Here is a 26,661-nt window from a genome sequence, read left to right on the forward strand (position 1 = left end):
TATGGTAGGTATCATTTTTCTTATTCTGGCAGGCTTGCTGCTAATTATCGCAGAATTAATCTTTGTCCCAGGTACTACTTTTGTGGGTGTCATTGGTCTAATGCTCACAATAGTTGGTATTTTCTTGGTGTTTGATGAATATGGAAACACAGCAGGCTACTGGACAACTGCAGGGACTGCTGCAGTAACTATTATCGGTATTGTTTATAGCTTTAAGTCGAATTCATGGGATAGGTTTTCTCTAAAATCAAGCATTCAAAGCAGAGTAAACGATGAAGATATTTTCACTTTTCAAGTGGGCGAAAAAGGAAAAACTATTTCTGATTTAAAACCGATTGGAAAAGCCGAAATTTTTGGCAAAATTTACGAGGTGAGAAGCAAAGGGGAATGGATAGGTGCCGGCCAAGAAGTTGAAATTACCAAAATAGATTCAAAAAGAATATTTGTAGAACCAATTAAATAATATGGATACATCGTTAATTTTTATTGTAATAGCAGGAATAGTACTTTTTTTCGTATTCCTGTATTTTGTGCCTATCAACCTGTGGATTACCGCAATTTTCTCGGGAGTAAAAGTAGGCTTATTCGAATTGGTTTTTATGCGAATCAGAAAGGTTCCGCCAAGAATTATTGTGGAATCTATGATTACGGCCACCAAAGCTGGTTTGGAAGTCACCACCAATGAACTAGAGACCCACTATCTGGCGGGAGGTAATGTCCCTAACGTCATTAAGGCTCTAATCTCTGCAGATAAAGCCAATATAACATTAGGGTTTAAACAAGCTACTGCAATTGATTTGGCTGGTAGAGACGTTTTTGAAGCTGTTCAGATTTCAGTTAATCCAAAAGTAATTACTACCCCTAAAGTGGCAGCAGTGGCAGCAGATGGAATTCAGCTGATAGCAATTGCCAGGGTGACTGTAAGAGCAAACATCCAACAATTAGTTGGTGGTGCTGGAGAAGATACCATTTTAGCCAGAGTTGGTGAAGGTATTGTTACCTCCATAGGATCTGCCGCTTCACACAAAAATGTTTTAGAAAATCCTGATAAGATTTCAAAATTAGTCTTACAAAGAGGATTAGATGCTGGAACAGCATTTGAGATACTATCTATTGACATTGCAGATGTAGATGTTGGTGCTAATATTGGAGCTAAATTACAGACTGATCAAGCATCTGCCGATTTAAAAGTTGCAGAAGCGAAAGCAGAAGAAAGAAGAGCTATGGCAGTTGCTGAAGAGCAAGAAATGAAAGCGAAAGCTCAAGAAGCAAGAGCAAAGGTTATTGAAGCTGAGGCACAAGTACCGCAAGCAATTGCTGAATCCTTCAGAAGTGGTAATTTAGGAATCATGGATTACTATAGAATGCAAAATATTCAAGCCGACACTGATATGAGAGATTCAATATCTGGAAGCGACAAAGGAACAAGTTCAGGTAAGAAATCAGGTGGCGGAAAGAAAAATGATGATAAATAGAACATAATAATCGCTTCAATAAAAAAACGGCTCTGCTTTTAATAAAGTGGGGCCATTTTTATTATGAGCTATGCACAATTCTAATTTGGCTGATTTATATTTCTTCATTCTTTTTTCTTATTTTCGGGTATGGCAAAAACAATTCAATTTCAGTTGTTAGATGTATTTACATCGGAACCATTTGGTGGTAATCCTTTGGCTATTTTCAACCATGCAGATGGTTTAAGTGCAGAGCAAATGCTTAAAATTGCAAAAGAATTAAATCTATCGGAATCAGTCTTTTTAAGTAAAACTAGTTCAGATGCTGATGTCAAAATGAGGATTTTCACTCCAGGCATGGAGTTGCCGACTGCTGGACACCCTACCATCGGAACTTCCTACTACTTGTTAAAACATAAAGGAATTATTCCTAAAAAAGAGAATGAGTTACTTTTACAACAGAACATAGGGAACTTGAGAGTGCAATTTGAAGAGAAAAATGGTGAGGTTACTAAAATACTGATGGAACAACCACTCCCTAAATTTGAGCAAACCTTTAAAGATAAAAAACTAGTTGCATCCCTGCTTTCGATAGAAGAGGATGAAATTGAAGAAGATTTCCCCTGTAGAATAGTAAATTGTGGCAATCCATTTTTGATTGTTCCTATCAAAAATTTAAATGCAGTTCACAAGCTCAAACTCAATAATGAACTATTTAGTGAAATATTGGATGAAATTTTCATTACTGGAGTAATGGCTTTCACCTTAGAGACCGAAAATCCTGAGCATTTAACCCACAGCAGAATGTTCGCTCCACATATTGGCGTACCGGAAGATCCTGCCACAGGTAGCGCACATGGTCCGCTTGCATGTTATTTACATAATTATAATATGGCAGATTTGAATGAACTATCAATTGGAGAGCAAGGATATGAAATCAGCAGACCTAGTCAGGTAAAAATGAAAATTATCCAAGAAGACGGAAAAATTTCGAAAGTTTTAGTAGGTGGTTCTTGTGTTCATATCGGTGGGGGCGAAATCAGAATTCCGTAATAAATGCCTAAACACAAAATACTTTTTGTATGCCCCTACCCTTTTGATGAAGCTCCTAGTCAACGTTTTAGATTTGAGCAATATCTCCCACTGCTCGAAGAAAATGGTTATCACTTTCATATAGCCCCATTCTTAAATTTAAAAGCCTGGAAAATTTTATATAAACCTGGAAATGGCCTCCAAAAGCTCTTTTGGTTAACTAGATCCTATGGAGAACGCCTGTTGCTTTTACTAAAGCTAAGATCATACGATTATATTTTCATTCACAGAGAGGCTACTCCCTTTGGCCCGCCTTTCTTTGAATGGACTACTCGATTTATATGGAAAAAAAGAATTATCTATGACTTTGATGATGCCATTTGGCTAGCGGATCCAAGTGAAAAAGGAAGTCTAAAAGCAAGAATGAAATGGAAATCAAAAGTAAAGACTATCTGTAAATGGAGTTTCAAAGTGAGTTGTGGGAACGATTATTTAGCTCAATTCGCAAAGAGCTACAGTGAAAACGTGGTTATAAACCCAACTACAATTGATACTAAATATCATCAACAGCACCGCATATCAGAATCCAAAACAATAACAATAGGTTGGACTGGAACTCACTCTACTCTACCTTATTTAAAACCAATAATTCCAATTTTAGATAAACTATATATTAAGAATGATTTTGAATTACTAGTTATTTCCAACCAAACTCCTGATTTTGATGTCAAGTATATGAGGTTTATTCAATGGAATAAATCAACTGAAATTGTAGATTTGAATGAAATTGATATAGGTATTATGCCTTTAACAGATGACATCTGGAGTCAAGGAAAATGCGGATTTAAACTTTTGCAATATTTAGCCATCAACAAAGCTATTGTTGCATCTCCAGTTGGTGTTAACCAAAAATTAATCAAAGAGAGCGATGCAGGATTTCCTGCAGAATCTGAAGATCAATGGAGCAAGGCAATTCTTACACTGTTGACGAATGATAGCTTAAGGCAAGAATTAGGAGATAATGGTAGAAAATACATACAGGACTATTATTCGGTTCAATCAAATTCAGAAACATTTTTAGGTTTGTTTCAGTGAGTCCAAACATAAATTTATATTTTCAATTAAAATTCAATACTTTTATATACACATACCACTTAAAAAAACGAATATGAAAAAAATTTTTACTGGAACTATAATAGCCATTTCCTTAATGGCAAATGTACAACAATCTCAAGCACAGGACTTTGAAGAAGTGATTAACTCAGGAATTGGGGATGCAAATACCTATTTGAGAAACTACATGGATCCCGTTGCTAGTTCAATTGGTAATGGATTAGCAAATGGATGGTATAATACAGCCAGACCACACAAGACGCTTGGTTTCGATCTAACATTCAATGTAAATTTGGCAACAATTCCTGATGCTGCAAAGACCTTTGAATTTGTTGCAGGTGACTACTCAAACGTTGAATTAGTGGATCCGTCAAACACAACACTTCCAACTTTTGTGGGAGGGGAGACGAATCAGCAATTAGTGATTAGTAATGATGATGGGATAGATGGTCAAGGACAATTCAATCAAAATATTGTTGCTCCTTCTGGTATTTTGGCCGACTTGGATTACCCTGGCCCATTGGCTATCCCTACGCCAACCATACAATTAGGCGTTGGGATTGTAAAAAGTACCGATTTAATTATTCGATTCACACCTCAGATCAATGTTGGTGATTTTAGCTTTCAGTCTTTTGGCTTCGGAGTTAAGCACGATTTCAAGCAATGGATTCCTGGTATGAAGTTACTACCGTTTGATCTATCAGGTTTAATAGGTTTCAATAGAATATCTACAAACTATCAAATCGATGAGCAAGCAGGCCAGTTTGCCGAATTTGGAGCTAGTGCTACTACCGTTCAAGCTATTATTTCTAAGAAACTACTATTTTTCACACCCTACGCTGGCTTAGGATTTAATATTGTTCGTTCAAATTTTGCAATGAAAGGTGACTATGAGTTCTCTGGAGACAATGAAACTTATACTGTGACAGACCCTATTGATTTAACATTCGATGGCAGCGGTGGCCCCAGATTCACAATTGGTGCAAGAGCAAAAATACTTTGGGTGTTAGCTTTAAATATCGATTACACTATCCAAAAGTACAATACACTTTCTGTTGGATTTGGTTTAAATATTCGATAATCCACTCCGTGAGTTTTATTTTTATGGCACAAATCAATGACTTGATTTGTGCTTTTTTATGCATAAAAATACTTTTAACAATATATTTGATCATTTTCAGTTAATATTGTAAATCAACTAAACGACATATAATTATGAAGAGTAAATTATTAATTTTATTTGTTCTATTTTTCTCACAACAAGCCTACTCTCAGCTGGGTAGCGGGAATATACTAGTTGGAGGAACTGCACAATTTCAAATTTTTGAAAACGCTGATTTTCAATTTTTTACTATATCGCCAAATGCACAATACTTTATCAGTGAAAACCTTTCAGTTGGTGGTGCTCTCGGATTCACCACTCAAAGGAATAATTTAGGCGAGAATGACTTTACAAGGACAAATACCCTTTCAATTAGTCCAGAAGCTAGGTATTATGTAGACTTAACTGAAAATGTATATCTGTATGGTGCTGCACGAATCGGATTTGGCTTTGGAGGATCAACATTTATCGATGGTAATGACCAAACAGAAGTGAGCGACAGGTCAGTGTTTAACCTAGGAATAAATCCTGGAATTCTTTATACACCAGGATCAAAGATTGGTTTTAATTTTGAATTAAATATGATTTCTTTCGGGAGAACCTCTGTTACACCGGCAATTGGTAATACCACCACTGTATCTAATTCTTTAACATTAGGGATTAATACATTTGCTCCTACATTCGGTATCTACTACGTTTTAGGTAACTAACCAAGCAAGAAATACGAAAGCCTCATTGGTTAAAAATCCCAATGAGGCTTTTAAAATTTTGAGGTAGGAAATAATTAAACTTTTGTTGGTAGGTATATTTTAACTTTCGTCCATTCCCTTTCCTTACTTTCAATATTCATAGTACCTTCGATTTTCTTTAAAATTTCCCTGCTATTATAAAGCCCCATACCATTTCCATTTGAAAGCTCTGTTCCCCGGTAAAACATATCAAAAATATAGGGCTTTACTTTTTCCGAAATTCCTATTCCGTTGTCAGTAATTTCAATTAAATGGAAATCCTCGTTTTGAGTTACTTTGATACTAATTTCAAATTGATCCTTTCTAGTGTCGCGATATTGAAAACTATTTTTCAACAAACTTTTTAAAATAATCCCAAATCGGTCAGCATCAGTCCTTACGAAATAATTATTAGGAATATCAATATTCAATTTAGGCTTTACATCGTAAATATTATCAACGAAAAAAACCATTTGCTCCAATACATCTCTTAAATTCACTTCTACTAAATTAACATGAGTGTGAATATTGGTAGCTACATTACTAATATCACTAACAAAGCCATTCAATAATCTTAAATTAAGCCTCAAATGATGTTTCAACTCATTAACTGTTTGTACATCAGAGATTTCAATCACCTTGAGCAAGCCTTCTAATGAAGCTATAGGTCCTCTAATATTATGTGAAACACTGTAGAGAAATTTATCTAATTCATGATTTATTTGATTCAAGGCTAGATTTTGTTTTGTGATCTCTTCGGAGAAATGCATGTTTTCAGTCTTATCTTCTAAGATGAAAATAAATCCCTCTTCCAAGTGATGCTTCTTCCCTACTGCAATAGCGGAAGCATTGATAAAAACCTCCTCTGATTTCTTAAGATTATGGATCACAAATGAAAAGTTTACCTGCCCTCCTTCCTCATTCAATGTTTCAATCTTATCCCAAAATTGAGAGATACTCTTAACATAGATAGCATCAATAAAATTGAAGTCTTTCTCTATTTCACGTCCAAACAAACTTTTAAACTTTTTATTAATCCAGATAGATTCAAATTGACGATTAGTGTGTATTAAACCTAGAGGTAATTTATTTAATAATTCCCTATTAACCGACATATCTACGAATGGATGCTCGATTAATTTTTTTCCACTATCACGAGCAGCACTATTTAGTTCATTTAACTCCAACACTTGAACTAGTGCTTTTCCTTGTGTCTGAAAAATAGGGTTGAATAAAAACGTTTGATTGCCGTGACTCAATTGCAGTGAGCGAAGTTCAATTTCACCTTCGATATCTTCTTCAAATTTTGACAATAAGCTGTCAAATTTGTTATGATTGTTTACAAACTGTTGATTTACATTTAAATATTGATGAGATCTCAGGTCTATGATAAACATTGGATCTTTACCACTTTCAAAAAAATCAGTAAAGCTTAAAAAATCCCTTTCCATCCCTCTTTCAACGGGTAAACAGTAATTTTGATTTCTCTTCAACTTTTGATGCAAATCTTGAAACATGATACAAATTTACTTTCTCTTGAACCCCCAGAAAAATTGCATAACTGGAAAACATTACTTTAGTATAAATTAGCTATAAATACCATAAAGCTGGGGATCAAATCCTTATATAAGGTTATTTAGTTTATCTTACTTAGAAAAATCAAATTTCTCACGTAGTTCTGGAGCTATCATACATCTATTTGATTGGTTTTCCGTAAAAATGCTACAACGATATAGCGCGAATGCTATTTTTAATTAAGAGGGAGCAATTTCCCTAGATTTGATGGGGTTTGATTTAATGACCCTTATCTTTGTGAAAAGAAAAAAATTTCAGCAAATATGTACGGAGAACTTCAGAAAAGACTACAAGGCGAATTAGAGCAGCTTGAAAAAGACGGGCTTTATAAGAAAGAAAGAATTATCACCACTCCACAAGGTGCTTCAATTAAAACTGATACAGGGAAAGAAGTTTTAAATTTTTGTTCTAATAACTATTTAGGACTTTCATCTCATCCAAAAGTACTGGAAGCCGCAAAAAACACTTTGGACACTCATGGATTTGGGATGTCTTCTGTGAGATTCATTTGTGGTACACAGGATATTCATAAAGAACTTGAGCAAAAAATAGCAGATTTTTTAGGGACGGAAGACACAATCCTTTATGCCGCTGCTTTTGATGCAAATGGTGGAGTATTCGAACCTATTTTAGGTTCAGAAGATGCAATCATCTCAGATTCATTAAACCATGCTTCTATAATTGATGGGGTAAGGCTATGTAAAGCTGCAAGATACCGCTATCAAAACAATGATATGGCTGATTTGGAAGAACAGTTGAAAAAAGCAAAAGATGCAAAAAGTAAGATCATTGTAACAGATGGAGTTTTCTCAATGGACGGTTATGTAGCGCAATTAGATAAAATTTGTGATTTAGCTGAACAATATGATGCTTTAGTGATGGTGGATGATTGTCACGCAACAGGTTTTATAGGAAAGACTGGAAGAGGAACTCACGAGCTCAACAATGTAATGGGAAGAGTAGATATCATTACAGGAACACTAGGAAAGGCATTAGGTGGAGCCATGGGAGGATTTACTTCTGGTAGGAAGGAAATAATTGATATGTTAAGACAAAAATCAAGACCTTATTTGTTCTCTAACTCACTAGCTCCTTCAATTGTAGGAGCTTCAATAGCAGTTTTTGATTTATTGAGTGGTTCTACTGCTTTGAGAGATAAACTCGAAGACAATATAAACTACTTTAAAGACCATATTAAAAAAGCAGGTTTTGATATAAAAGATGGAGATTCTGCAATCGTACCCATTATGGTTTATGATGCAGCTTTATCACAGAAATTTGCCGATAGACTTCTGGAAGAAGGGATTTATGTTATTGGCTTCTTCTTCCCTGTCGTGCCCAAAGAGCAGGCAAGAATTAGAGTACAATTATCTGCTGGACATGACAAAGAACATTTAGATAAAGCGATTGAAGCTTTTACGAAAGTCGGGAAAGAGTTAGAGATCATTTAGAAGAAAGTCCGGAGCAGTTAATAATTGCTCCGGACTATTGGTACAAATCACAAATGATATATGGCTTCCTGTTTAGCTTCATATATCTTAAACATTGCTCTTATATATTCTTCCATTTCCTCTGAAACGGATTTAATTTTTTCCGCAATATGCCGTAAATCATCCTTTTCAAATTTATCTATATCAATCAAATTGGTCAATCCTTTCATGGTGACGACAGGCCTACGCATCACATGGGAGATATCAAAAATCATTTGGTCTAACACACTACCATAGGCTTTTTGAATGGTAAAATCCTCAAGCACACCTAAGCAGCGGTACCTCCCCTCTTGCACTCGCGAAATATGGAGCCTAACGATAAAATATTTCTTTTCTCCCAAATTATTTGAACAAGAATAGACATACTCCATGCTCTGATTATCTCGTATTTTTTGAATCAAAGAATAAAAATCAGCAATTGGCATACTTAAAACATTAGCTACTCTCTTCTCAGCAGAACAATCATTTGAGAAGCCGGGATGCTTCCTGATCAAGTTTTTGCTAAAATGATTATAGTGCAACTCCTGATCTGCATCTACTTCAAATTCAAAAAAAGAAGTAGGCAAGTTTTCCATATTCAGATAGCCCGGTAACTCTCTCCTCTGGCTATCAAAAAAATCAAGATATAAATGATTAAGATATGTTCCAATCGAATCCATATGCTTCATCAATTGGTCAAAAGCACTATCAATAACTTGGGTTAAAACAATTCCAGCTATTCCTTTCACTTTATTATTACGGTCCAGAATAGGGTAAATAAGTAATTGCTCATTATCGGTATACGATTTGAAAAACGATATATTTTGGAATAACGTATGGAATTTCAAATTAGGCACATAAATTACCTCCTGATTGAGTTTCGAAAATCTAACGCTAAAAATCTGATGATCAATATTCAAATGAAAATGAGCTTCTTTTTCTAAATCATAAAGTTGATGGTAATCATCTTCCCACAATATTAAAAATGACTGCGAAGCTTGAGAGAGCTCACATAACATTTTCAAAACTGGGTTCATTTTTTCATGGAGAATCTGATGCCTAGGCTGAAAGTACGGATTATCAAAGGTTTTGGGTAAGCTCATAGGCGAAAGGTTTAGAAGTCAAATAATCCCTATTTACATAAGTATTCTATTAGTGTTTTTAAACTAAAAAAACCCTCAAAGACGGAACAAATGATCTTTAACAACAATAGGGGAGAAGTTAATTATCACTTTAAAATGTCCCGTCTTATCGGGTGATGTCGTTAAATATATAAAAAGGTCTTGGTTGAATGCGCAATGCATTATTCCTTAACGACATTTCAAAGGTAGTATAAGCGAACTTCTTAAAAAACACCATAAAAGGGGTATTTTAAACTATAAATAGGGTATTTTAAACCCCCTTTCTAGGGTACTAATTCTACATTTTGGATATACTAGACCCGACTGCAGGATTTCTTCTATTCAAGCCACGATAGCCTTAAACTCTTATTAAATAACATTTTATCAGCACCTTACACTGAAAATGCCATTTTTAGCATCTACTACACTACGTTTATCAACAAGCAGTAAAAACCACCATTTTTTAAAAAAAACACCCCTTTTCTTCTGGCATTATCCTGAATGCAAAAGTAAAATATACCTGCAAAATAATTTAATAAACCCCTAAACAGGTGTTTCTCAGCAATTTAAATACCCCTAATATTGTGTTATCTTAAAAACGAAAACACTTAACAACAATAATATGAAAGCTTTAAAAACAATTAAGTACGCATTAGTAATCGCAGCAATCTTCACATTTTCAGCGTGTGAATTAATTGAAGAGCCTAATATGGATACAACAGATTGTACAGGTTGCTCTGAGCCTGATGTAAAGGAAATTGAAGAATAGAAATAAATTTTATTTCCTGCCTCATTATTGTAAATTTATACGATGATGAGGTTTTTTTTATTCCATTTAGTGCTAATCTTCTCCCAATCTGGAGTTTCCTATTCACAAGAAACTGAAAATGCCTATTTTGATCAGGCAAAAGAGTTACGAAATAAAAATCAATTAGACTCCTCTTTTCATTATTTCGTTAAAGCAAAAAATCTATTTCTCAAAAGCCAGGATTCAATCGGGTTAGCACTAACAAATAACTATTTAGGCTTAATTTCATTGAGCAAAAATGATAAAAGCAATGCTTTGAATTATTTATATACAGCGATAAAAATAAATAAAAGCATAAACAATAAGGATGGGTTAGTGGGGAATTACAATAATTTAGCGAATTACTATATTAAAGAAGATTTAAAATTGGCTCTCTCCTACTATCAAGAAGCTCAGAAATTGCTCCCCAAAGAAAGAAAAGATACTAGATCGGCAATTATCAATATGAATATTGGTGTGATTTTTTCTTCTAAAGACGGAGAATATTTCAACTACGACTCTGCAATCCACTACTATTTGAATTCATTGGAATCATTCAAGGCAATTAATGACTCTTCTAGTATGTCTTTCTTGTATCATAATCTTGGTTTTCTATACGAATCAAAAGATAACCTTGAAGCAGCTATGAACAGTTATGAAAGGTCAATTGAATTGCGTCAAGAGTTAAAAGATGATCAAGAAGGATTAGCAAAATCATTCATGGCCAAAGGAAATATTTTGCTTAAACAGAAAAAATATAAAGAGAGTCTTGAACAGTATGAGAAAAGTCTTCAAATAGCAACCACATTAGGAGATGAATATAGAAAAATGAATCTCTATTCTAATATGGTAAAAGCAAAAATGGGAATCGGGGCTGTAGAAGAAGCCTCTGTACTGTTTCAGGAATATAATCATTTGAGAGATTCTCTTTCAACCAGCGAAAAAATGCAGGAAGTGAAAGATTTGGAAACCAAATATGAAACCGAAAAGAAAGAAGCAGAAATAAAGGAACAACAGTTGGCGATTGCTGAAAAAAACTTTCAAAAAAATCTTTTCCTAGGCTTAAGCATTGCTCTAGTGGTCTTAATTATCTCCACTATTTGGTTTTTCCTTCAAAAGCAGGACTATCTGAAAAAACTAAAGAATGAGGAAATCTCCAATATGAAGACTGAGCAAGAGCTGAAGGAACTTAATGCTATGATGCATGGTCAAGAGGAAGAAAGAAACCGAATTGCCAGTGATTTACACGATCGACTAGGTGCAAGATTATCTTCCATCAAATTATTATTCCAATCTGAACAAAATGAAACTGCCTCCAATCTGAAGGGTAAATTATTGGATAATATTAATGAAGCCATTAAAGAAACGCGAGAAATTTCTCATAATCTTTCCACTGATATGTTAACACGCTTTGGCCTTGAAACAGCGCTTAAAGATATGGTCAGAACTATCAATGAAGCAGAGAAAATAAAAGCAGAGCTCGCAATTTACGGACTTCAAGCAAGGCTACCCCTAGAAGTGGAACGTAATATCTATCATATTGCATTGGAGCTAATTAATAATACCATTAAGCATGCTGAAGCAGAAAGCATCACGCTACAAATAAGTCAAGCAGAAGAAGAAATTAATGTGTTTTACGAAGATGACGGAAAAGGATTTGATGTGCAAAATGTGGTTGATTCCGGAATGGGTATGCGCAGCATATATGCGAGAGTAAATACCATAAGCGGTGCCGTTTATTTCAATTCAAAACCGGGCAAAGGTATTAATGTGGTGATGACTATTCCTGTAAAAGAAGACCATAGCGAAGAACAGAAATCAGATGAACAAAATTCTTTAAAATCTAAGATGGCATGATTGTCTTTCTGCAGTTTGAATCTTGATTTCCGACAGAATTCAGCCGATATTTTTATCTTTGTAGTCTATGAAGAAATTACGCATCGTTTATATGGGTACCCCGGATTTTGCGGTGCCCTCTTTGAGGATATTAGTAGAAAACCATTATGATATCGCAGCTGTCATCACCGCTCCTGACAAACCCAAAGGCCGGGGACAAAAGCTGTCACAATCGCCTGTAAAGGAATATGCACAGTTGGCTGGCCTTAAAATCATGCAACCCAATAATTTGAAAGATCCTGAATTTCAAGCAGAATTAGCCAGTCTTGAGGCCAATTTACAAATAGTAGTCGCATTTAGAATGCTGCCCGAAGCCGTCTGGTCAATGCCGGAAATTGGTACTTTCAATTTACATGCCTCCCTCCTACCACAGTACAGAGGTGCGGCCCCTATTCATTGGGCTGTAATGAACGGAGAAACCGAAACGGGATTGACAACTTTCTTTCTCAAACATGAAATAGATACGGGAAGTATTATTATGCAGGAAAAAGAGCCTATTTCCCCTAGTGATACAACAGGTACAGTCTATAACAGGCTCATGGACAAAGGGGCCGAATTGGTATTAAAAACAGTAGAAGCTATTGAAACTGGGGATTATGAGCTACACCAGCAGAATGAAAACCAAACGTTAAAGCATGCCCCTAAGCTGTTTAAAGAGAATACTGAGTTGAAATGGACAGAACCCGCAGAAAAGCTCTATAATTATGTTAGAGGCCTAAATCCATTCCCTACTGCGTGGGCAATAATTAACAATAAAAAATATAAAATTCATGAATCCTCTATAATTGATAAAGATTCAACAGGAGAAATTGGAAAATTGATTACTGATAATAAAAATCACCTCCATATTCAATGTAACCCAGGGATTTTGGCTTTAAAAATAATACAGCCAGAGGGTAAAAAAAGAATGGAGGTTGCAGACTTCTTTAGGGGGAACCAACTCTAATTATGAATTGTAACTCCTTTGAATAATCAAATCCGCTGTTTTTTGGGAGGTGTTTTCATCTCCCATCATGTCTTTTAAAACCTGATAATCGTTTAAGACCTGAGCCCTTTTATTTCCACCGGGTAGTATCTCTTTCAATTCAACAACTAAATTTTCTAAAGTAAATTTTTCCTGTATCAATTCCTTAACGGCTTCTTTTTGCAGAATTAAATTTACTAGTGATATAAACTCTACTTTCACTACCTTTTTGGCTATGGCATAAGATATTGTACCGGTTTTATAGACCACCACTTCTGGTACATTGAATAAGGCAGTCTCTAAAGTCGCAGTTCCTGAGGTTACTAAAGCGGCTTTGGCATTGGATAATAAATCGTAGGTTTCATCAAAAATCAAACTCACATTTAATTGATTCTTCACTTTTGAATACAGTGATTTATCCAAATTTTTCACACCTGCAACCACAAAATGCTCATCAGGAAATGCTTGTGTCACTTTATACAAATTATCCAACATGTGTTCCACTTCCTGTTTGCGACTACCAGGTAATACAGCTACTACATTTTGGTCTTTAAAGCCGAACTTTTGATTTGGTTTAAAATCACGAATGGCATCTAGAAGTGGATTTCCCACGTAATCAACCTTGAAATCAAAACCTTGATAAAATTCCTTTTCGAATGGTAAGATGACATACATATAATCTACATTCTTTTTAATTTTATAAGCTCTTTTCTGATTCCAGGCCCATACTTTTGGAGAAATATAATAGTGAACTGGAATATGGTATGCTTTAGCAAACTTGGCAATCCTCATATTAAAGCCTGCATAGTCGATCAGAATTATGGCATCGGGTTTAAAATCTAAAATATCGTCTTTACAAAATTGAATTTTTTTGCGGATAGCTCCAAGGTGCTTGATTACTTCCCAAAAGCCCATATAGGCCATCTCCCTGTAATGGACCACTAAATCACCACCAGCATGCTCCATTGCATCTCCTCCCCAACAGCGAATTTCTGAATCTGGCTGTATTGACTTTAGTGCTTTAATGAGGTTACTGCCATGAAGATCTCCAGAACGTTCACCGGCAATGATATAATACTTCATTTCTTGAGTAGTTCTTGTGGTCTTAACCTAAATAGCCTTTTTCAAAAGCCATTTTCACCATATGAGAAACATTCTTTGCTTCAAATTTTTGCAACAGTAATTTGCGATAGGAAGTAATTGTATTTGGTGCTAAATCGAGTTTCTCAGATATCTCTCCTGATGTATCCCCTTCGCTTAAATGCTGTAAGATCTTGCGTTCTGTATCCGTTAATTTCACTCCTCCCTCTGACTCCCCGTAAACGCGCATTTTCATAGCCATTTTAGCCATTACATCCTGAGAGAAGTAGGTTTTTCCTTCCATTATCCTCTTCACTGCTGAAAGAATCTCGCTTTCGCTAACATTCTTCAACACATATCCATCCACTCCTACATCCAATGCATTTTGAATATAGCCTTCTCTATCAAACATGGACAGTATTAAAATTTTTGTTTTAGGAAATTTCTTTTTAATAATTTCAGTGGCTTCTATACCGTTTAAAACAGGCATATTCAAATCCATTATCACTACATCTACTTCATGATCCGCTAAAAAATCTAGTACTTCCTGACCGTTTGATACAGTGTCTAGAATAGTTAATTCTTCTTGCTTTGAAAGTATAGATGACATTCCACTTGCTAGAATCTCATGATCATCAGCAATTAACAATTTTATTGGATAGGATACTTCGCTCATTCTCAAATCTAAATTTATTCAATTTGACTTACAACAATATAGGTAGAATTAGATCGAATAATAGTGAGAAATATTGACTTCAGAAAAATAAATTAAAGCCTCTAAAATATTTTAACCACCTCTCCTTTTGATCCGAAAAATCAACTAATCTTCAGGAGCCTAATTAGGCAGGTTCCACCCCAACCCTCGTGATGTTTTCATTGATGTTATCACTTTCCACTAGACCATCTCGCATCCTGATTATTCTATGAGCATATTGCGCAATATCGTCCTCATGAGTTACCATAACAATAGTATTTCCTTGATCATGCAAATATTGAAATAATTCCATGATTTCGTATGATGTTTTAGTATCGAGGTTTCCTGTTGGTTCATCAGCTAGAATAATACTAGGATTATTCACTAAAGCTCTGGCAATGGCTACCCGCTGACGCTGTCCACCAGAGAGTTCATTCGGTTTGTGATAGGCTCTATCTCCTAATCCAACACTAGTTAAAACTTCTAACGCTCTTTCTTCCCTTTGGGACTTACTAAAACCAGCATATACCAAGGGGAGAGCAACATTTTCTAAAGAAGATTGGCGTGGTAGTAAATTAAAAGTCTGAAATACAAACCCTATTTCTTTATTTCGGATTTCAGCTAAATCATTTTCTGAGGTCTCACTTACATCTTGCCCTGCTAACTGATATTGACCTCTCGTTGGTGTATCTAAGCACCCAATAATATTCATTAAGGTTGATTTACCAGAACCAGAAGGTCCCATAAAAGCAACATATTCTCCTTTGTCAATATTAATGGTTACTGACTTCAGTGCTTCCACTGTCTCAGTTCCCATTTTATATATCTTAGCAATGTCTTTGGTTTGGATTACAGATTGTCCCATTAATTTTATTATTCATTGATAGTTTAAGATGAAAATTTAATTCAGAAGTATGGTTTACACAATTGATTTGTGATAAACGGAAACTACCAGGGCTTTTGTTCCATTTGCTCCTTCATAGTCTCATATTTATCAGAAAACTCCTCCCACTCTTCCATTGTTAATAACTTAGCTAAATCCTTGTATGAATCTTCCGCATAATTCGTCAAATTTAATTTCAATGCTTGAAAAGTATACGCTTTCAATAGTTCTACACTTTCCGAATTTAAACGACTAGCTTGGACTAAAATTTCGTAGGCTTGTTCAGGCTCATTATTTTCATTAAAATACTGAGCACTATACAACACTGCTGATTCAAAAAATGGATTTTCCAGCCCTAGCCGCTTCATAATATCATGAGCCTGAGCATTTGGGTCTTTCTGAAGTTTCTGGTATGCTTTCCATACTAACTCATAATTATAGGGATAGGTTAGTAATATGTTTTCATCAACCTCTTCGTCTAATTTATCATCCTGAGTCACTGCAGCCAATAAAGCCAATAAATTGTTTTGATATATAAGCAAACCTTCTTCATCCTTAGAAATTTTGAGGGCCTGCAAATGCTGCTTGGCTTGACCAAATTTAGCTTTATTGATGAGCGCTTCTCCCTCATTTAGCTTCAATAATGTCAAGAAAGGGGAACCTTCCAATTGAGTTTTAATTGAATCCTTCTCCTTTTTTTGTAATGAAGAATTCGTTTTCAACCATAAATACTGAAAACTAGCAGGTAAAAGTGTTGAATTTCCTTTCAAAAATTGATAAAGCGGATCATTTTCTAAGACTTGGATAGAAATTGACTCTGTATCTAACTGTTTTTCATAAACTTGAGCAGCTTCAAACAATCTTTCATCTAAAATTAAAGCAATAGTGCGGTAAGTATTTGCTTTGCTCATTTTCAAGTCAGCTGCCTGTGCAAAATGCTCGGCTGCTTTGGTATAGGCCTTTTGTTCCAGCAACCACAAGCCATGCAATAGATAATAAAAACCGGCGTCTGAAATATTATCATTCTCCAATTCATATATCAAGCCATACGCTTCCTTGATCTTACCTGCATAATTTAATCTTGATGAAGTGGCATATTTTAAAGATTTATCAAATTCTTTATTCTCTGGTAAATTTCCTAACCAGCTAACAGAATCTGACTCAAAATCTTGATGACCCAATGACTTATTTAATGTCAGATTAAATAAAAATGAAAAGTCATTATAGGTTAACACTTGAGGTATTTTATTAGCTTCTACATTAATACTATCAATAAAATCTCTCTTTCTATTGGCTAAAGCCAAATAATTGGTTTGATACGCAACAGATTTATTATTTAATTCAGATTGTTCTGGTAAATCCTCATCTATACCTTTCTTGGCAAACAGTGCTAGACGATTTACAGCAGAAACCTCCGCAGTCTCTCCTCGACTAGCTGCTCTTTCTGCAGCATCAAAATAAATAAAAGATGAATCTGCTTGATTTAACTTTTCGAAAATCAATCCTTTCATATTTAAAATATAGGAATTGTCAGGAAAATCCTTCTGAGCCTCCTCTAACGAAAATAATGCTTCAAAAATAAGGTCTGAATTGATTTGTGCTTGTACCTTATTCAAGTAGGATTGCACGCTTGGTCTTTTAAAATTAGCTTGCGAAAAATAGGTTGAAGCCTTAACCCAATTTTTAGCATCATATTCTCTTTTACCGAGTTCAAAATTATGCTTGTGGGAGGTTTTAGCATACTGTCTCGCTACTTTAAAAGTTGTCGTAGCTTTCTCTTCTTCTCCAATGTAAGCGTAATAATCAGCGAGTCCTATATAATAACCCGATATAGCTTGATAATATGGCAAATAAGAAACTCTTAAAATCAAAACGACTACAATTCCAAAACCTACTGCTCTCACAAGATTGTAAGGAATATTGACAGGTCTGAAAACCACTGGGTAGATTCCGTGTCCTGCCTTTAATAGTGCTACAAAATTATACAGGACATAAAAGAAAAACAAAACTCCAAAACCAAGATGCGAGAAGATGATCATATCTTCAAAAGTGTCCATCAGCGGATCATTTCCATTCCTAAAGATCCAAGTCATCACGGAAAAGGCCATTATTCCCAGAGCTAAATACACATAACCTCCTAACGGCCTAAAAATCAATTGCTTTTTAACTAGTTCACTTCTCTTTTTAAAGCCCCAAATACCTAAAACAGCGGACACAGCAAATAATACAAATTCATTTAGATACACAATCTCTATATCAATCATATTATCATTCTTTGCAAAAGTAAGGCCGACATAGATTAGGTAAAGCATGGTTATCACAATAAAATGAAGAAGATTTGAACTGCCATCCTCATTCTTTTTTGCCGCTAATAAATAGAGAATATGTAGTATAATGTCATATGCAACATTGAATATAAAAATGATAGATAAGATTACGGGGACTATAATTCCGTGGTGAGCCATAAAAACAACTGGCGCTTCAATTCTAGATCCCATGATCACAAGAGAGAGCAATGCGATTAATAACAACGCAAAACTGAGCCATCTTTGAAATAGGCCGGCATCTTCTTTAAATGCTTGGAAATAGTAACCCGTAACAAGAAATAAGCCTACAAATAAAAATGTAAATAGCTGGTTATCGATACCAAAAATATTCAAGAACTGAAGCTTGAGCGTAATAATCCAGACGACAAAGACAGACTGAAAAATAATAAACCACCATCTGCTTAGGTAGGTAGCTGCTGTCATCATAATACTAAAACAACAAAAAATGACGGCTATTAAGAGATAGGTACCACTCAATTGGAAGCCTGCATCTAACGAAAGAAATGATTGAAATATAATATATGTCCGTGCTGGCACCTGTAAATCAAAAACAAAATCTTGCACATTATGCAGTGACAATTCGATGCTTTGGGTTTTTCGAGCCACTTCCTTTGGAAAAGCAATATCATCACTATTGTATTGAGAATAAAAACTATAAACAAGGGATAAAAAGAAAACAAAAAGGAGCACCTGATAAATGCTCCTGTATTTCCCACTCCAGTCTTTCCAAAAATTCAATTTATTCATTTCCTTCTTATTCAATTACTTTAGGCACTCTAAAATAGTCATCATCCTTTTTTGGAGCATTTTTCAAACCATCTTCATGCGTGATTTGCCCTTTGACTTTATCTTCCCTCAATTGGTTAGATTCAAATGTCATAGATTGCAGAGGCTCTATATGATCTGTTTCCAACTCCTGCAATTTCTCCACAAAAGAAAGCATATTATTCAAATCTTTCAGCATTCTTTCTTCAGATTTTTCATCAAACTGAAGTCGCGCCAAATGGGCTATCTTCTCCAATGTTTTTTTATTAATGCTCATCCTATTGCTGGTTTTTTAATTCATTTGAAATGATATCGAAAACCTTTGTTTTTAACGCCGGTATATCTTCCATATTGAGTCCTTTTGTAGGAATTGGCTTATGATAGATCATCCGCATTTTCTTCCTACTAATCAAAGGAATTCTGGTATCAGGCAAAATTATCCAATTATCTGGAAGACTCACAGGCACAAGTGGAATTTGTTTCATAATAGCTGCTCTAAAAGCCCCATCCTTAAACCTACTCATTTCAGGAATTCTTTTAGACAGTATCCCTCCCTCCGGAAACATTACCAAAGACCTATCTTCTCCCATCTTGTCGATAGCTTTATGCAGGGCTTTATAAGCATTAGTGGGACTTGCTCTATTTACTGTAACATGCAGTTGGCTAAACATATATCCGAACAAAGGTATTTTAGCCAAGGAGCTTTTACCTACATAAACCACCGACTGAGGAGCAAATCCAAAGCTTACTATGTCCAAAAGTGAGAAATGATTAGAACAATATACATATTGGTTCTTAGCGTTTATTTGCTCAATACCTTCTACTTCCGTTTTTATGCCTACTAAAAATAAAGCTACATTAGCCCAAATCTTATTTAGATAATAACAGTGTTTATGCCATGCTTTATTAGCAATAATGATCAGAAAAAAGGGATATAACAGCAGCAGTAAAACAATAAAAACAATTGCACACCAAACTGTGTATATCTGCTTGAAAAAATATCGCATACTTTAAAGCCTAAAAATAACAAATGACAAAAGAATTAAAAAATAAAGAAATTTCCATTGGGTGGGATGTTGGTGGTTGGAGTGGTAAAAATCATGGGCTTTGCGTTTTGGAATATGACAATAGCGAAATTACACTTTTAAAGGCAACAAAATTGAATGTTTTCCAAATAAAAAATGAAATTGAAAATATTTTAAATCTCTATCAAAACTCTCATGAGATAATTTTAGGAATAGATGCTCCATTACAATTCCCTATTTTATTTAAAGAAATCATTAATCAAAATCCGTGTAATATCTTCCATTCAGTTCAAAGTGAGCTGAAAGAAAATCCTATTGCATGGCGTATAACAGATTTATATATCAAAAATAATTTTGGCAAAACGCCTTTAAGTGCTTCTTTTAGTTTTCTGACCAGCAATGCCACAGTAGCTATTACAGTGCTTGGAGAATTGAAAGCGAAATTTGCTGATTTCTCGATATTACCATTTGATGCAGAAAGTAGAATAAGAGCTATAGAGGTATATCCTGGACTATTGAAAAGCACTAAACTGAAAAGTCACCCCATCTTTACTGTTTACCAAAAAATACTTGAGATGAACAGTTTTAAACAAATCAAAGGCTTCGACTACTATTTTCAAGACGCTAAAGAAAAAAGCGATATTGCGGATGCTGTAATTTGTGCTCTTTATGGACTAGGTTTCAGTGGGAAGAATCAAGAAATTCCTACCATTAAAAACGATATCCCTAAAAAAGTCTTGCTAAAAGCAAAAGAAGAAGGCTGGATCTATCATCCTGATATACTTTGATTCATTTTTGACGCTAGTATTTTAGACCTATTGTTGAATCGAATAAATAGGATTACAGCTGTAACACTTAAGCCAGTGAGCAATCCATACCAAACGCCTTTTTCTTCAAATCCAAAAGTAAATGCTAATAAATAGCCAGTTGGTAAGCCAATCACCCAATACGCCATAAAAGTAACAACAGTTGGAAGCTTTACATCGCCCATTCCGCGCAAAGCACCCAAACCTACTACTTGCACTCCATCTGAGAGTTGGAAAAGAGCTGCGATGATTAATAAAGAGGAGGCAATCTTAATTACTTCTTGGTCAGAGGTATATAACATGGGTAAATAGTCATTTAAACCCAGAAATACTAAACCCGTAAAACTCATAAAAATCACAGCCATCAAAAAACATGTGAAAGCGGCAATACGCATAGTCGGTATGTCTCTTTGACCTAATTGATTCCCAACTCTTACAGTAGCAGCAGCAGATATACCTGTAGCCATCATATAACTGATAGAGGCTAAATTCATAGCAACCTGATGAGAAGCAAGCGGAACAGCACCCATCCAGCCAATCATAATTGCAGCAGAAGCAAAAGCCCCTACTTCAAAGATATACTGAAAGCCAGTAGGAACACCTAGATTTAGTAACTGCTTAAAAGAAATTGGATTCCAAATAATTACTTTAAAATATTTCCAGTAAACTGCAAATTTCTTGTAATACCTCACGAATAGTGCCATTGCAACAGCCATCAAAATTCTAGAAATAAGAGTAGCCCAGCCAGCACCTACCAAACCCATCGGTTCAAAACCTAATTTCCCAAAAATTAATATATAATTAAGCACAATATTAATGACATTGGCACTTATTGTAATATACATGGCCTGTTTTGTAAGGGATAATCCCTCTGCAAATTGCTTGTAAGTTTGAAAAATCATGAAAGGCACTAAAGAAAACCCTATAATTGCCAAATAAGGCTTTGCCAATACCACCACTTCTTTCGGTTGATCTAATATATCTAGTATAAAACCCCCAAAAAGTAGAATTCCAAAAAGAAGCAACCCAAAAATAAGATTGATCACAAAACTATGCTTCATAAAGCGCATAGCAGAACGATGATTTCCCTCTCCATCGGATTGTGCAACCAAAGGTGTAAGACCAAAGGAAATCCCAATTCCAAACATCATGGTGACACTGAACACGGCATTAGCAACGGAAACGGCTGCTAATTCCTCTGTTCCTACTCTCCCCACCATGACTGAATCTGCTGTACCCACCAGCACATGCCCTAGCTGGCTTAATACAACTGGATATGCGAGTAAATAATTACGTTTAAAATGCTCCTTAAAATCTTGGGCTTTCATTCTTTCCGATTCACAATGCAAAACTAGTAATATTATGGAAGTAAACGGTCATCAAAATGGATTAGAATATTCGAGTAAAATCAAACATATTGTAAAAGCTCACTACTTCCAAGATATCCTTCTTTACACCAATAGGTTTAGTAATCTGAAATTTAAAAAGCTTAAATAGTCAAAATAAAACTAGAATTATAAAAAATTAATAAATACAGATAGGTATAAACAACCCAAAATCTAAATATTTTTATTATCTTTATCTTATAATAAATTGTAATAATTCAATCGTTATGGGTACTACAAAAAGACTTTTTAATCTAGTGTTTTTAGGATTAACTTTTTTCGCATTTGCGCACTACCAAGCTAATGCGCAGAGCGTAAAGAAGTACAATAAATATATAGAAAAAGCTGAAAAAAAGTTTGACCAGGGCAAATTTGAGAAAGCTTTAAAATTTGTTGATAAACTAGAAAGCAAAAGCACCCAGAAATTTGGTGCTGAAAATCAATTTTTAGCTGTCGCAAAACTCAAGCAGGCCAAGTACAATTGGGCATTAGGGCAGTTTGACGATTACTACAAAATCAATTCTGATGCATTAGCCATCAGCCAAAAAACTAATGGCGAAAACTCCATAAGTCATGGAATCAATTTAATTGATGCTGCCCAAAATATGGTTAATTATGGCAACTACGTGAAAGCCTATGATTATTTGGAGCAAGCTATTGACTTATTTCAAAACTCCGATGCGGCTGACGACTTGTATTTGAGCGAGCTAAAGCTCAAAAAAGCTGAAATACTCATCGCAATTGGGGACTATAACAAAGCATTGAAACTAATTAACCAAGAAGAAGCATTTTACTTACAAAGAACGCTTGATAAAGATAATAATTTAAAAAATAAGCAGCTTGAAAAAAGATTTGAAGATGCAGCAAGAATGATTACGCTCAAAAGCAATGCATTGAGACATAAAGGAGAAATCAGACGTGCTGACTCTGCATTTTCAACTGGGGAAAGTTGGATAAAAGATAAGCTCAATAAAAGAAATAAATATTTTGCTGACCACCTCTACTACTTCGCAGAATTTCTAGAGGAGAATGGGACTAGAGAGCTACCGTTTAGCTATTACAGTGATGCTTATATTTATTCCATCTCTGCCAATGGTGCTAATCATCCATCCACACTTAAATATCTTGAAAAGTTAGTTCTCAATACTATTAAAGAAAATAATATCTCAAAAGCTTTGGCTTTCTACAAAGATTTAGAAAAAATTCTCAAAACGAATTTTGATAAGAATAGCTCTCACTTTGTTAAGTTAGCTACAATATCATTTGAATCAGATCTTCGAAAAGGAGATATAAAAAAATTAGAGCAAGCTGCAGCTAAGTTATCAGACGATAAAAATCTATTACCTGCAGATCACCCCATTAGGATAGAACTATTGAATACCTTGGTTAAAGTAGCTTCAGCTAAAAACAATTATCAAAATGCCGAAGGCTATCTTAATCAGATTATTGACATTAAATCAATGCTTTATGGTGATACCAGTGTGAGTACTTCCTATAGCAAATTAGATCTTGCTCACCACTGGGTCGACCACACTGATAAATTCGAAGATGCTGTAAAAATCTACAATCAAGAATTCTACGGAAAAATTGAAAAGCAAATCACCACCAAGCACTACAAATATGTTAATCTCTTAAATCACCTAGCCACTACCTATCAGATTGATGATGATTATGAGAAAGCTTCAGATTTGCTAGATGAAGCGCTTCTAGCCACTAGAACAAAATATGATAACCAAGATATCGATTTCGGAAAAGAATTAAATCTAATAGCTGATTTGCAAATAAAAATCGGAGAATACGAGAAAGCTGAAGTTAATATTGCAGAGTCCATTAGTATTCTGCAGAATTTTGATACCGAATTCAGTATTGTATATTATATCATGGCGCTAGAGACGCAAGCGAAACTACTATCTATCAAAGGATTTTTCGATGAAGCTGAAGATGCATTAGAATTATCGCAAAAACTCTACTCCAGAACAATTCCAAGTCCTGAATATAATCCACTACTCGCTTCTCAAGAACTAGCTTCCGTTTATCTGAAAGTAGGGAAATATGGAGAAACAGAAAAAATTCTACTTAAAGCTCTAGAAAGAAATACAGAACTATATGGAGAGGATAGTAGAAAATTAATCTTACCCATGGTTGATTTTGGAAGGTTGCAATTGATAAAGGGAGATTATACTAAAACTGAAGAATTAGGAAGAAGAGCCTTAGAAATATCAGAAAATACTTTTGGCAAGAATTCTACTAAAAATGCTCCTGCAATTCTCCTATTAGGAGAATTGTACGAAACTTTAGGAGACTATGATAAATCTGAAGAGTTCTATAGCCGTGCAATATCAGTTTTAGAGAATCAATTTGGAAGAGATCATGTAGATGTTGCCACATCCATTTCAAAGCTTGCTATTGTTTTGTTCTACGAAGGAGACGAAAATGCTCAAAAAATTGAAGATTTGCTGTTTGAAGCTAAAACTATTGTTGGAAAAAGGTTCTCTCCCAAAAGTCCTTTGTATGCTGATTTACTAAAGGATATGGCAAGATTTTTCATTTCAGAAGATAAATTAGAAGACGCTTTAAGCTTTTTAGAACAATCGGAAGACATATGGAAAGATAAAGCTGGAAGGAGAAATAATATCAAAGCTGCTGATATCCATATTTTACGAGGTGACATCTTTTATAAGCAAAGAAAGTGGAATGCTGCAGAGAGCGAATATAAAGAAAGTCAAAAGCTGAATGAAAAATTCTTCAATGATCAACATCCTGAATATGTGAAAGCGACCTCCCGTATGAGCAAGGTCTATTATATGGATGGGAATCAAAGAAAAGCTAAAACGTATATTGAAGAGGTAATGAAAAATTACAACGTCTTTATAAAAGAATATTTCCCAGCTTTAAGTGAAAGAGAGAAAACCAAATATTGGAATACGATCAGAGATGATTACGACTATTTCAATACTATGGCCTTGACTATGCATGACCGATATCCGGAGATGATACAAACGGTCTTTAACAATACACTAAAAACAAAAGGACTATTATTGAGCAGTTCTATCAAAATGCGAGAACGTATTTTAAATAGTAATGATTCCATCTTAAAGACGCAGTATTTCGACTGGCTAGATAAAAAAGAGCTGCTTTCTAACGCTATTTCAATGAGCAAGGAGCAACTTGAAAGTGAAGGTATAAATCTTTCACAATTGGCCAGAGAGGTAGAATTAATCGAAAAATCACTAAGTCAGCAATCAGAACTTTTCAGTGAGGGAATTGTACAGCAAGACTATAACTGGGAGCAGATACGAGAAACCCTGCAGCCCAACGAGGTGGCCATTGAGATGGTCAGATTCAGGCATTTCGATCATTATATAACAGATTCAGTAGTTTATCTAATGCTAATCCTCAAAAGTGAAGAAAAAAGTAAACCAGAATTCGTAGTGATGGAATCTGGTAACGATATGGAATCTAAGTTTTTCAATAACTATAGAAATGCCATCAAATTCCGAGTGCAAGATAATTTTTCATATAAAAACTTTTGGGAGCCAATTGAGAAGGCTGTCGGTCTCAATAAAACAATCTATTTGTCACCTGACGGGGTTTACAACCAGATCAACTTGGAAGCAATCCCAATTGGCAATCAGCAATACTTATTAGACAAAACAAACATAGTGCTAGTCAGTAATACGAAAGATTTGTATCTGAAAAAGAATGCAAGCGAAACTTCACAGGATGAAAAAACCGCATTACTGTTTGGAGACCCCAAGTTTTACCTCGCTTCAAGACAAGAGTACATAAGTGAATTTCGGTCTGGAGCCACTCAAATCAGTGATTTACCTGGAACTAAGATAGAGATAGACGCCCTGACAAAACTTTTCGAACAAAACGGTTGGACCACATCAAACTATCTGGATACAAAAGCAGCAGAAGAAAGAGTAAAGGACATGAAAAGCCCCAAAGTTTTTCACATCGCTACGCATGGGTTCTTTACTGAAAAGGAGGATAGAAAGCAGGATAACAGTTTCGAGAATAATCAAATGAGCGAAAATCCATTGCTTAATACGGGCTTAATGCTGAAAGGATCTGGAGATTTGCTTACTAAAACCCGCTACAATTATAATATTGAGCCTGGCATTTTAACCGCCTATGAAGCAATGAACCTCAATTTAGATAAGACTGATTTAGTGGTCCTTTCTGCCTGTGAAACTGGCCTCGGTGAAGTACATGGTGGTGAAGGAGTGTTCGGACTCCAGAGATCTTTCCTTGTGGCGGGAGCTAAAACACTAGTCATGAGCCTTTTTAAAGTCTCCGATGAAGCAACTCAGAAACTAATGGTTTCTTTCTATGAAAAATGGTTAGAAACTGGAGACAAGAGACAAGCCTTTATTGATGCCAAAAAAGAAATTCGCAATGAATACAAAGACCCTATTTATTGGGGGGCTTTTGTGATGATAGGTATCTAGC

General features: G+C 35.1%; 21 protein-coding genes. 12 read left to right on the forward strand and 9 right to left on the reverse strand.

Annotated features, from left to right (window positions below; genetic code table 11):
- Position 1: 1 nt before the first annotated feature.
- The 6 genes from B9Y84_RS10175 (at position 2) to B9Y84_RS10200 (ending at position 5,411) form a co-directional block, all read left to right on the forward strand.
- Complete coding sequence (locus B9Y84_RS10175) at positions 2-463, forward strand: NfeD family protein (RefSeq protein ID WP_085516994.1); 462 nt, start codon at positions 2-4, stop codon at positions 461-463.
- A gap of 1 nt (position 464) precedes the next feature.
- Positions 465-1,475 carry a flotillin-like protein FloA gene (floA, locus tag B9Y84_RS10180; protein ID WP_085516995.1) on the forward strand — a complete coding sequence of 337 codons (1,011 nt, stop codon included), beginning with the start codon at positions 465-467 and terminating at the stop codon, positions 1,473-1,475.
- A gap of 129 nt (positions 1,476-1,604) precedes the next feature.
- Entirely contained in the window at positions 1,605-2,507 is a 903-nt protein-coding gene (locus B9Y84_RS10185) for a PhzF family phenazine biosynthesis protein (RefSeq protein WP_085516996.1), read from the forward strand.
- Between the two features lie 3 nt (positions 2,508-2,510).
- A complete protein-coding gene (locus tag B9Y84_RS10190) occupies positions 2,511-3,581 on the forward strand; it encodes a glycosyltransferase (RefSeq protein ID WP_085516997.1) in 1,071 nt (356 codons plus the stop codon).
- A 73-nt stretch (positions 3,582-3,654) separates the two neighbouring features.
- On the forward strand, positions 3,655-4,680 hold the full coding sequence (locus B9Y84_RS10195) for a DUF6588 family protein (RefSeq protein WP_085516998.1): 1,026 nt from the start codon (positions 3,655-3,657) through the stop codon (positions 4,678-4,680).
- Positions 4,681-4,814: 134 nt separating this feature from the next.
- On the forward strand, positions 4,815-5,411 hold the full coding sequence (locus B9Y84_RS10200) for an outer membrane beta-barrel protein (RefSeq protein ID WP_085516999.1): 597 nt from the start codon (positions 4,815-4,817) through the stop codon (positions 5,409-5,411).
- A gap of 74 nt (positions 5,412-5,485) precedes the next feature.
- On the opposite strand, the gene B9Y84_RS10205 is transcribed toward B9Y84_RS10200, so the two are convergent.
- Positions 5,486-6,946 (reverse strand): sensor histidine kinase, encoded by a 1,461-nt coding sequence (locus B9Y84_RS10205; protein ID WP_085517000.1) that lies wholly within the window; start codon positions 6,944-6,946, stop codon positions 5,486-5,488.
- A 321-nt stretch (positions 6,947-7,267) separates the two neighbouring features.
- Between B9Y84_RS10205 and kbl the strand changes: the two genes are divergently transcribed.
- Positions 7,268-8,455 (forward strand): glycine C-acetyltransferase, encoded by a 1,188-nt coding sequence (kbl, locus tag B9Y84_RS10210; RefSeq protein WP_085517001.1) that lies wholly within the window; start codon positions 7,268-7,270, stop codon positions 8,453-8,455.
- 47 nt (positions 8,456-8,502) lie between these two features.
- Here kbl and B9Y84_RS10215 read toward each other — a convergent pair whose 3' ends face one another.
- Complete coding sequence (locus tag B9Y84_RS10215) at positions 8,503-9,576, reverse strand: hypothetical protein (RefSeq protein ID WP_085517002.1); 1,074 nt, start codon at positions 9,574-9,576, stop codon at positions 8,503-8,505.
- A 640-nt stretch (positions 9,577-10,216) separates the two neighbouring features.
- On the opposite strand from B9Y84_RS10215, the gene B9Y84_RS20615 reads away from it, so the two are divergent.
- The 3 genes from B9Y84_RS20615 (at position 10,217) to fmt (ending at position 13,223) form a co-directional block, all read left to right on the forward strand.
- Positions 10,217-10,363 carry a hypothetical protein gene (locus tag B9Y84_RS20615; protein ID WP_176223768.1) on the forward strand — a complete coding sequence of 49 codons (147 nt, stop codon included), beginning with the start codon at positions 10,217-10,219 and terminating at the stop codon, positions 10,361-10,363.
- A gap of 42 nt (positions 10,364-10,405) precedes the next feature.
- Positions 10,406-12,238, forward strand: a complete 1,833-nt coding sequence (locus B9Y84_RS10220; protein WP_085517003.1) for a tetratricopeptide repeat-containing sensor histidine kinase — start codon at positions 10,406-10,408, stop codon at positions 12,236-12,238.
- 67 nt (positions 12,239-12,305) lie between these two features.
- The gene (gene fmt, locus B9Y84_RS10225) at positions 12,306-13,223 is read left to right on the forward strand and encodes a methionyl-tRNA formyltransferase (protein ID WP_245830849.1); all 918 of its coding nucleotides are present in this window, start codon (positions 12,306-12,308) and stop codon (positions 13,221-13,223) included.
- On the opposite strand, the gene lpxB is transcribed toward fmt, so the two are convergent.
- From lpxB to B9Y84_RS10255, 6 genes are all read right to left on the reverse strand, one after another.
- Positions 13,224-14,324 carry a lipid-A-disaccharide synthase gene (gene lpxB / locus B9Y84_RS10230; protein WP_085517005.1) on the reverse strand — a complete coding sequence of 367 codons (1,101 nt, stop codon included), beginning with the start codon at positions 14,322-14,324 and terminating at the stop codon, positions 13,224-13,226. It abuts the gene before it with no gap.
- Between the two features lie 22 nt (positions 14,325-14,346).
- Positions 14,347-14,997, reverse strand: a complete 651-nt coding sequence (locus tag B9Y84_RS10235; RefSeq protein ID WP_085517006.1) for a response regulator transcription factor — start codon at positions 14,995-14,997, stop codon at positions 14,347-14,349.
- A 163-nt stretch (positions 14,998-15,160) separates the two neighbouring features.
- Complete coding sequence (locus B9Y84_RS10240; protein WP_085517007.1) at positions 15,161-15,880, reverse strand: ABC transporter ATP-binding protein; 720 nt, start codon at positions 15,878-15,880, stop codon at positions 15,161-15,163.
- Positions 15,881-15,963: 83 nt separating this feature from the next.
- Positions 15,964-18,972 (reverse strand): tetratricopeptide repeat protein, encoded by a 3,009-nt coding sequence (locus B9Y84_RS10245; RefSeq protein WP_139828006.1) that lies wholly within the window; start codon positions 18,970-18,972, stop codon positions 15,964-15,966.
- A 7-nt stretch (positions 18,973-18,979) separates the two neighbouring features.
- Positions 18,980-19,267: an Asp-tRNA(Asn)/Glu-tRNA(Gln) amidotransferase subunit GatC gene (gatC, locus tag B9Y84_RS10250; protein ID WP_085517009.1), complete on the reverse strand. Its 288-nt coding sequence runs from the start codon at positions 19,265-19,267 to the stop codon at positions 18,980-18,982.
- A 1-nt stretch (position 19,268) separates the two neighbouring features.
- Positions 19,269-19,997, reverse strand: coding sequence for a lysophospholipid acyltransferase family protein (locus tag B9Y84_RS10255; protein ID WP_085517010.1), 729 nt, complete (start codon positions 19,995-19,997; stop codon positions 19,269-19,271).
- Positions 19,998-20,020: 23 nt separating this feature from the next.
- Between B9Y84_RS10255 and B9Y84_RS10260 the strand changes: the two genes are divergently transcribed.
- Positions 20,021-20,803: a DUF429 domain-containing protein gene (locus B9Y84_RS10260; protein WP_085517011.1), complete on the forward strand. Its 783-nt coding sequence runs from the start codon at positions 20,021-20,023 to the stop codon at positions 20,801-20,803.
- Here B9Y84_RS10260 and B9Y84_RS10265 read toward each other — a convergent pair.
- On the reverse strand, positions 20,785-22,149 hold the full coding sequence (locus B9Y84_RS10265; RefSeq protein WP_085517012.1) for an MATE family efflux transporter: 1,365 nt from the start codon (positions 22,147-22,149) through the stop codon (positions 20,785-20,787). The genes B9Y84_RS10260 and B9Y84_RS10265 overlap by 19 nt on opposite strands.
- A 284-nt stretch (positions 22,150-22,433) precedes the next feature.
- On the opposite strand from B9Y84_RS10265, the gene B9Y84_RS10270 reads away from it, so the two are divergent.
- Positions 22,434-26,660, forward strand: coding sequence for a CHAT domain-containing protein (locus B9Y84_RS10270; protein WP_085517013.1), 4,227 nt, complete (start codon positions 22,434-22,436; stop codon positions 26,658-26,660).
- The last annotated feature ends 1 nt before the right edge of the window (position 26,661 follow it).

Source organism: Marivirga sericea (genome assembly GCF_900177665.1).
GTDB lineage: Bacteria > Bacteroidota > Bacteroidia > Cytophagales > Cyclobacteriaceae > Marivirga > Marivirga sericea.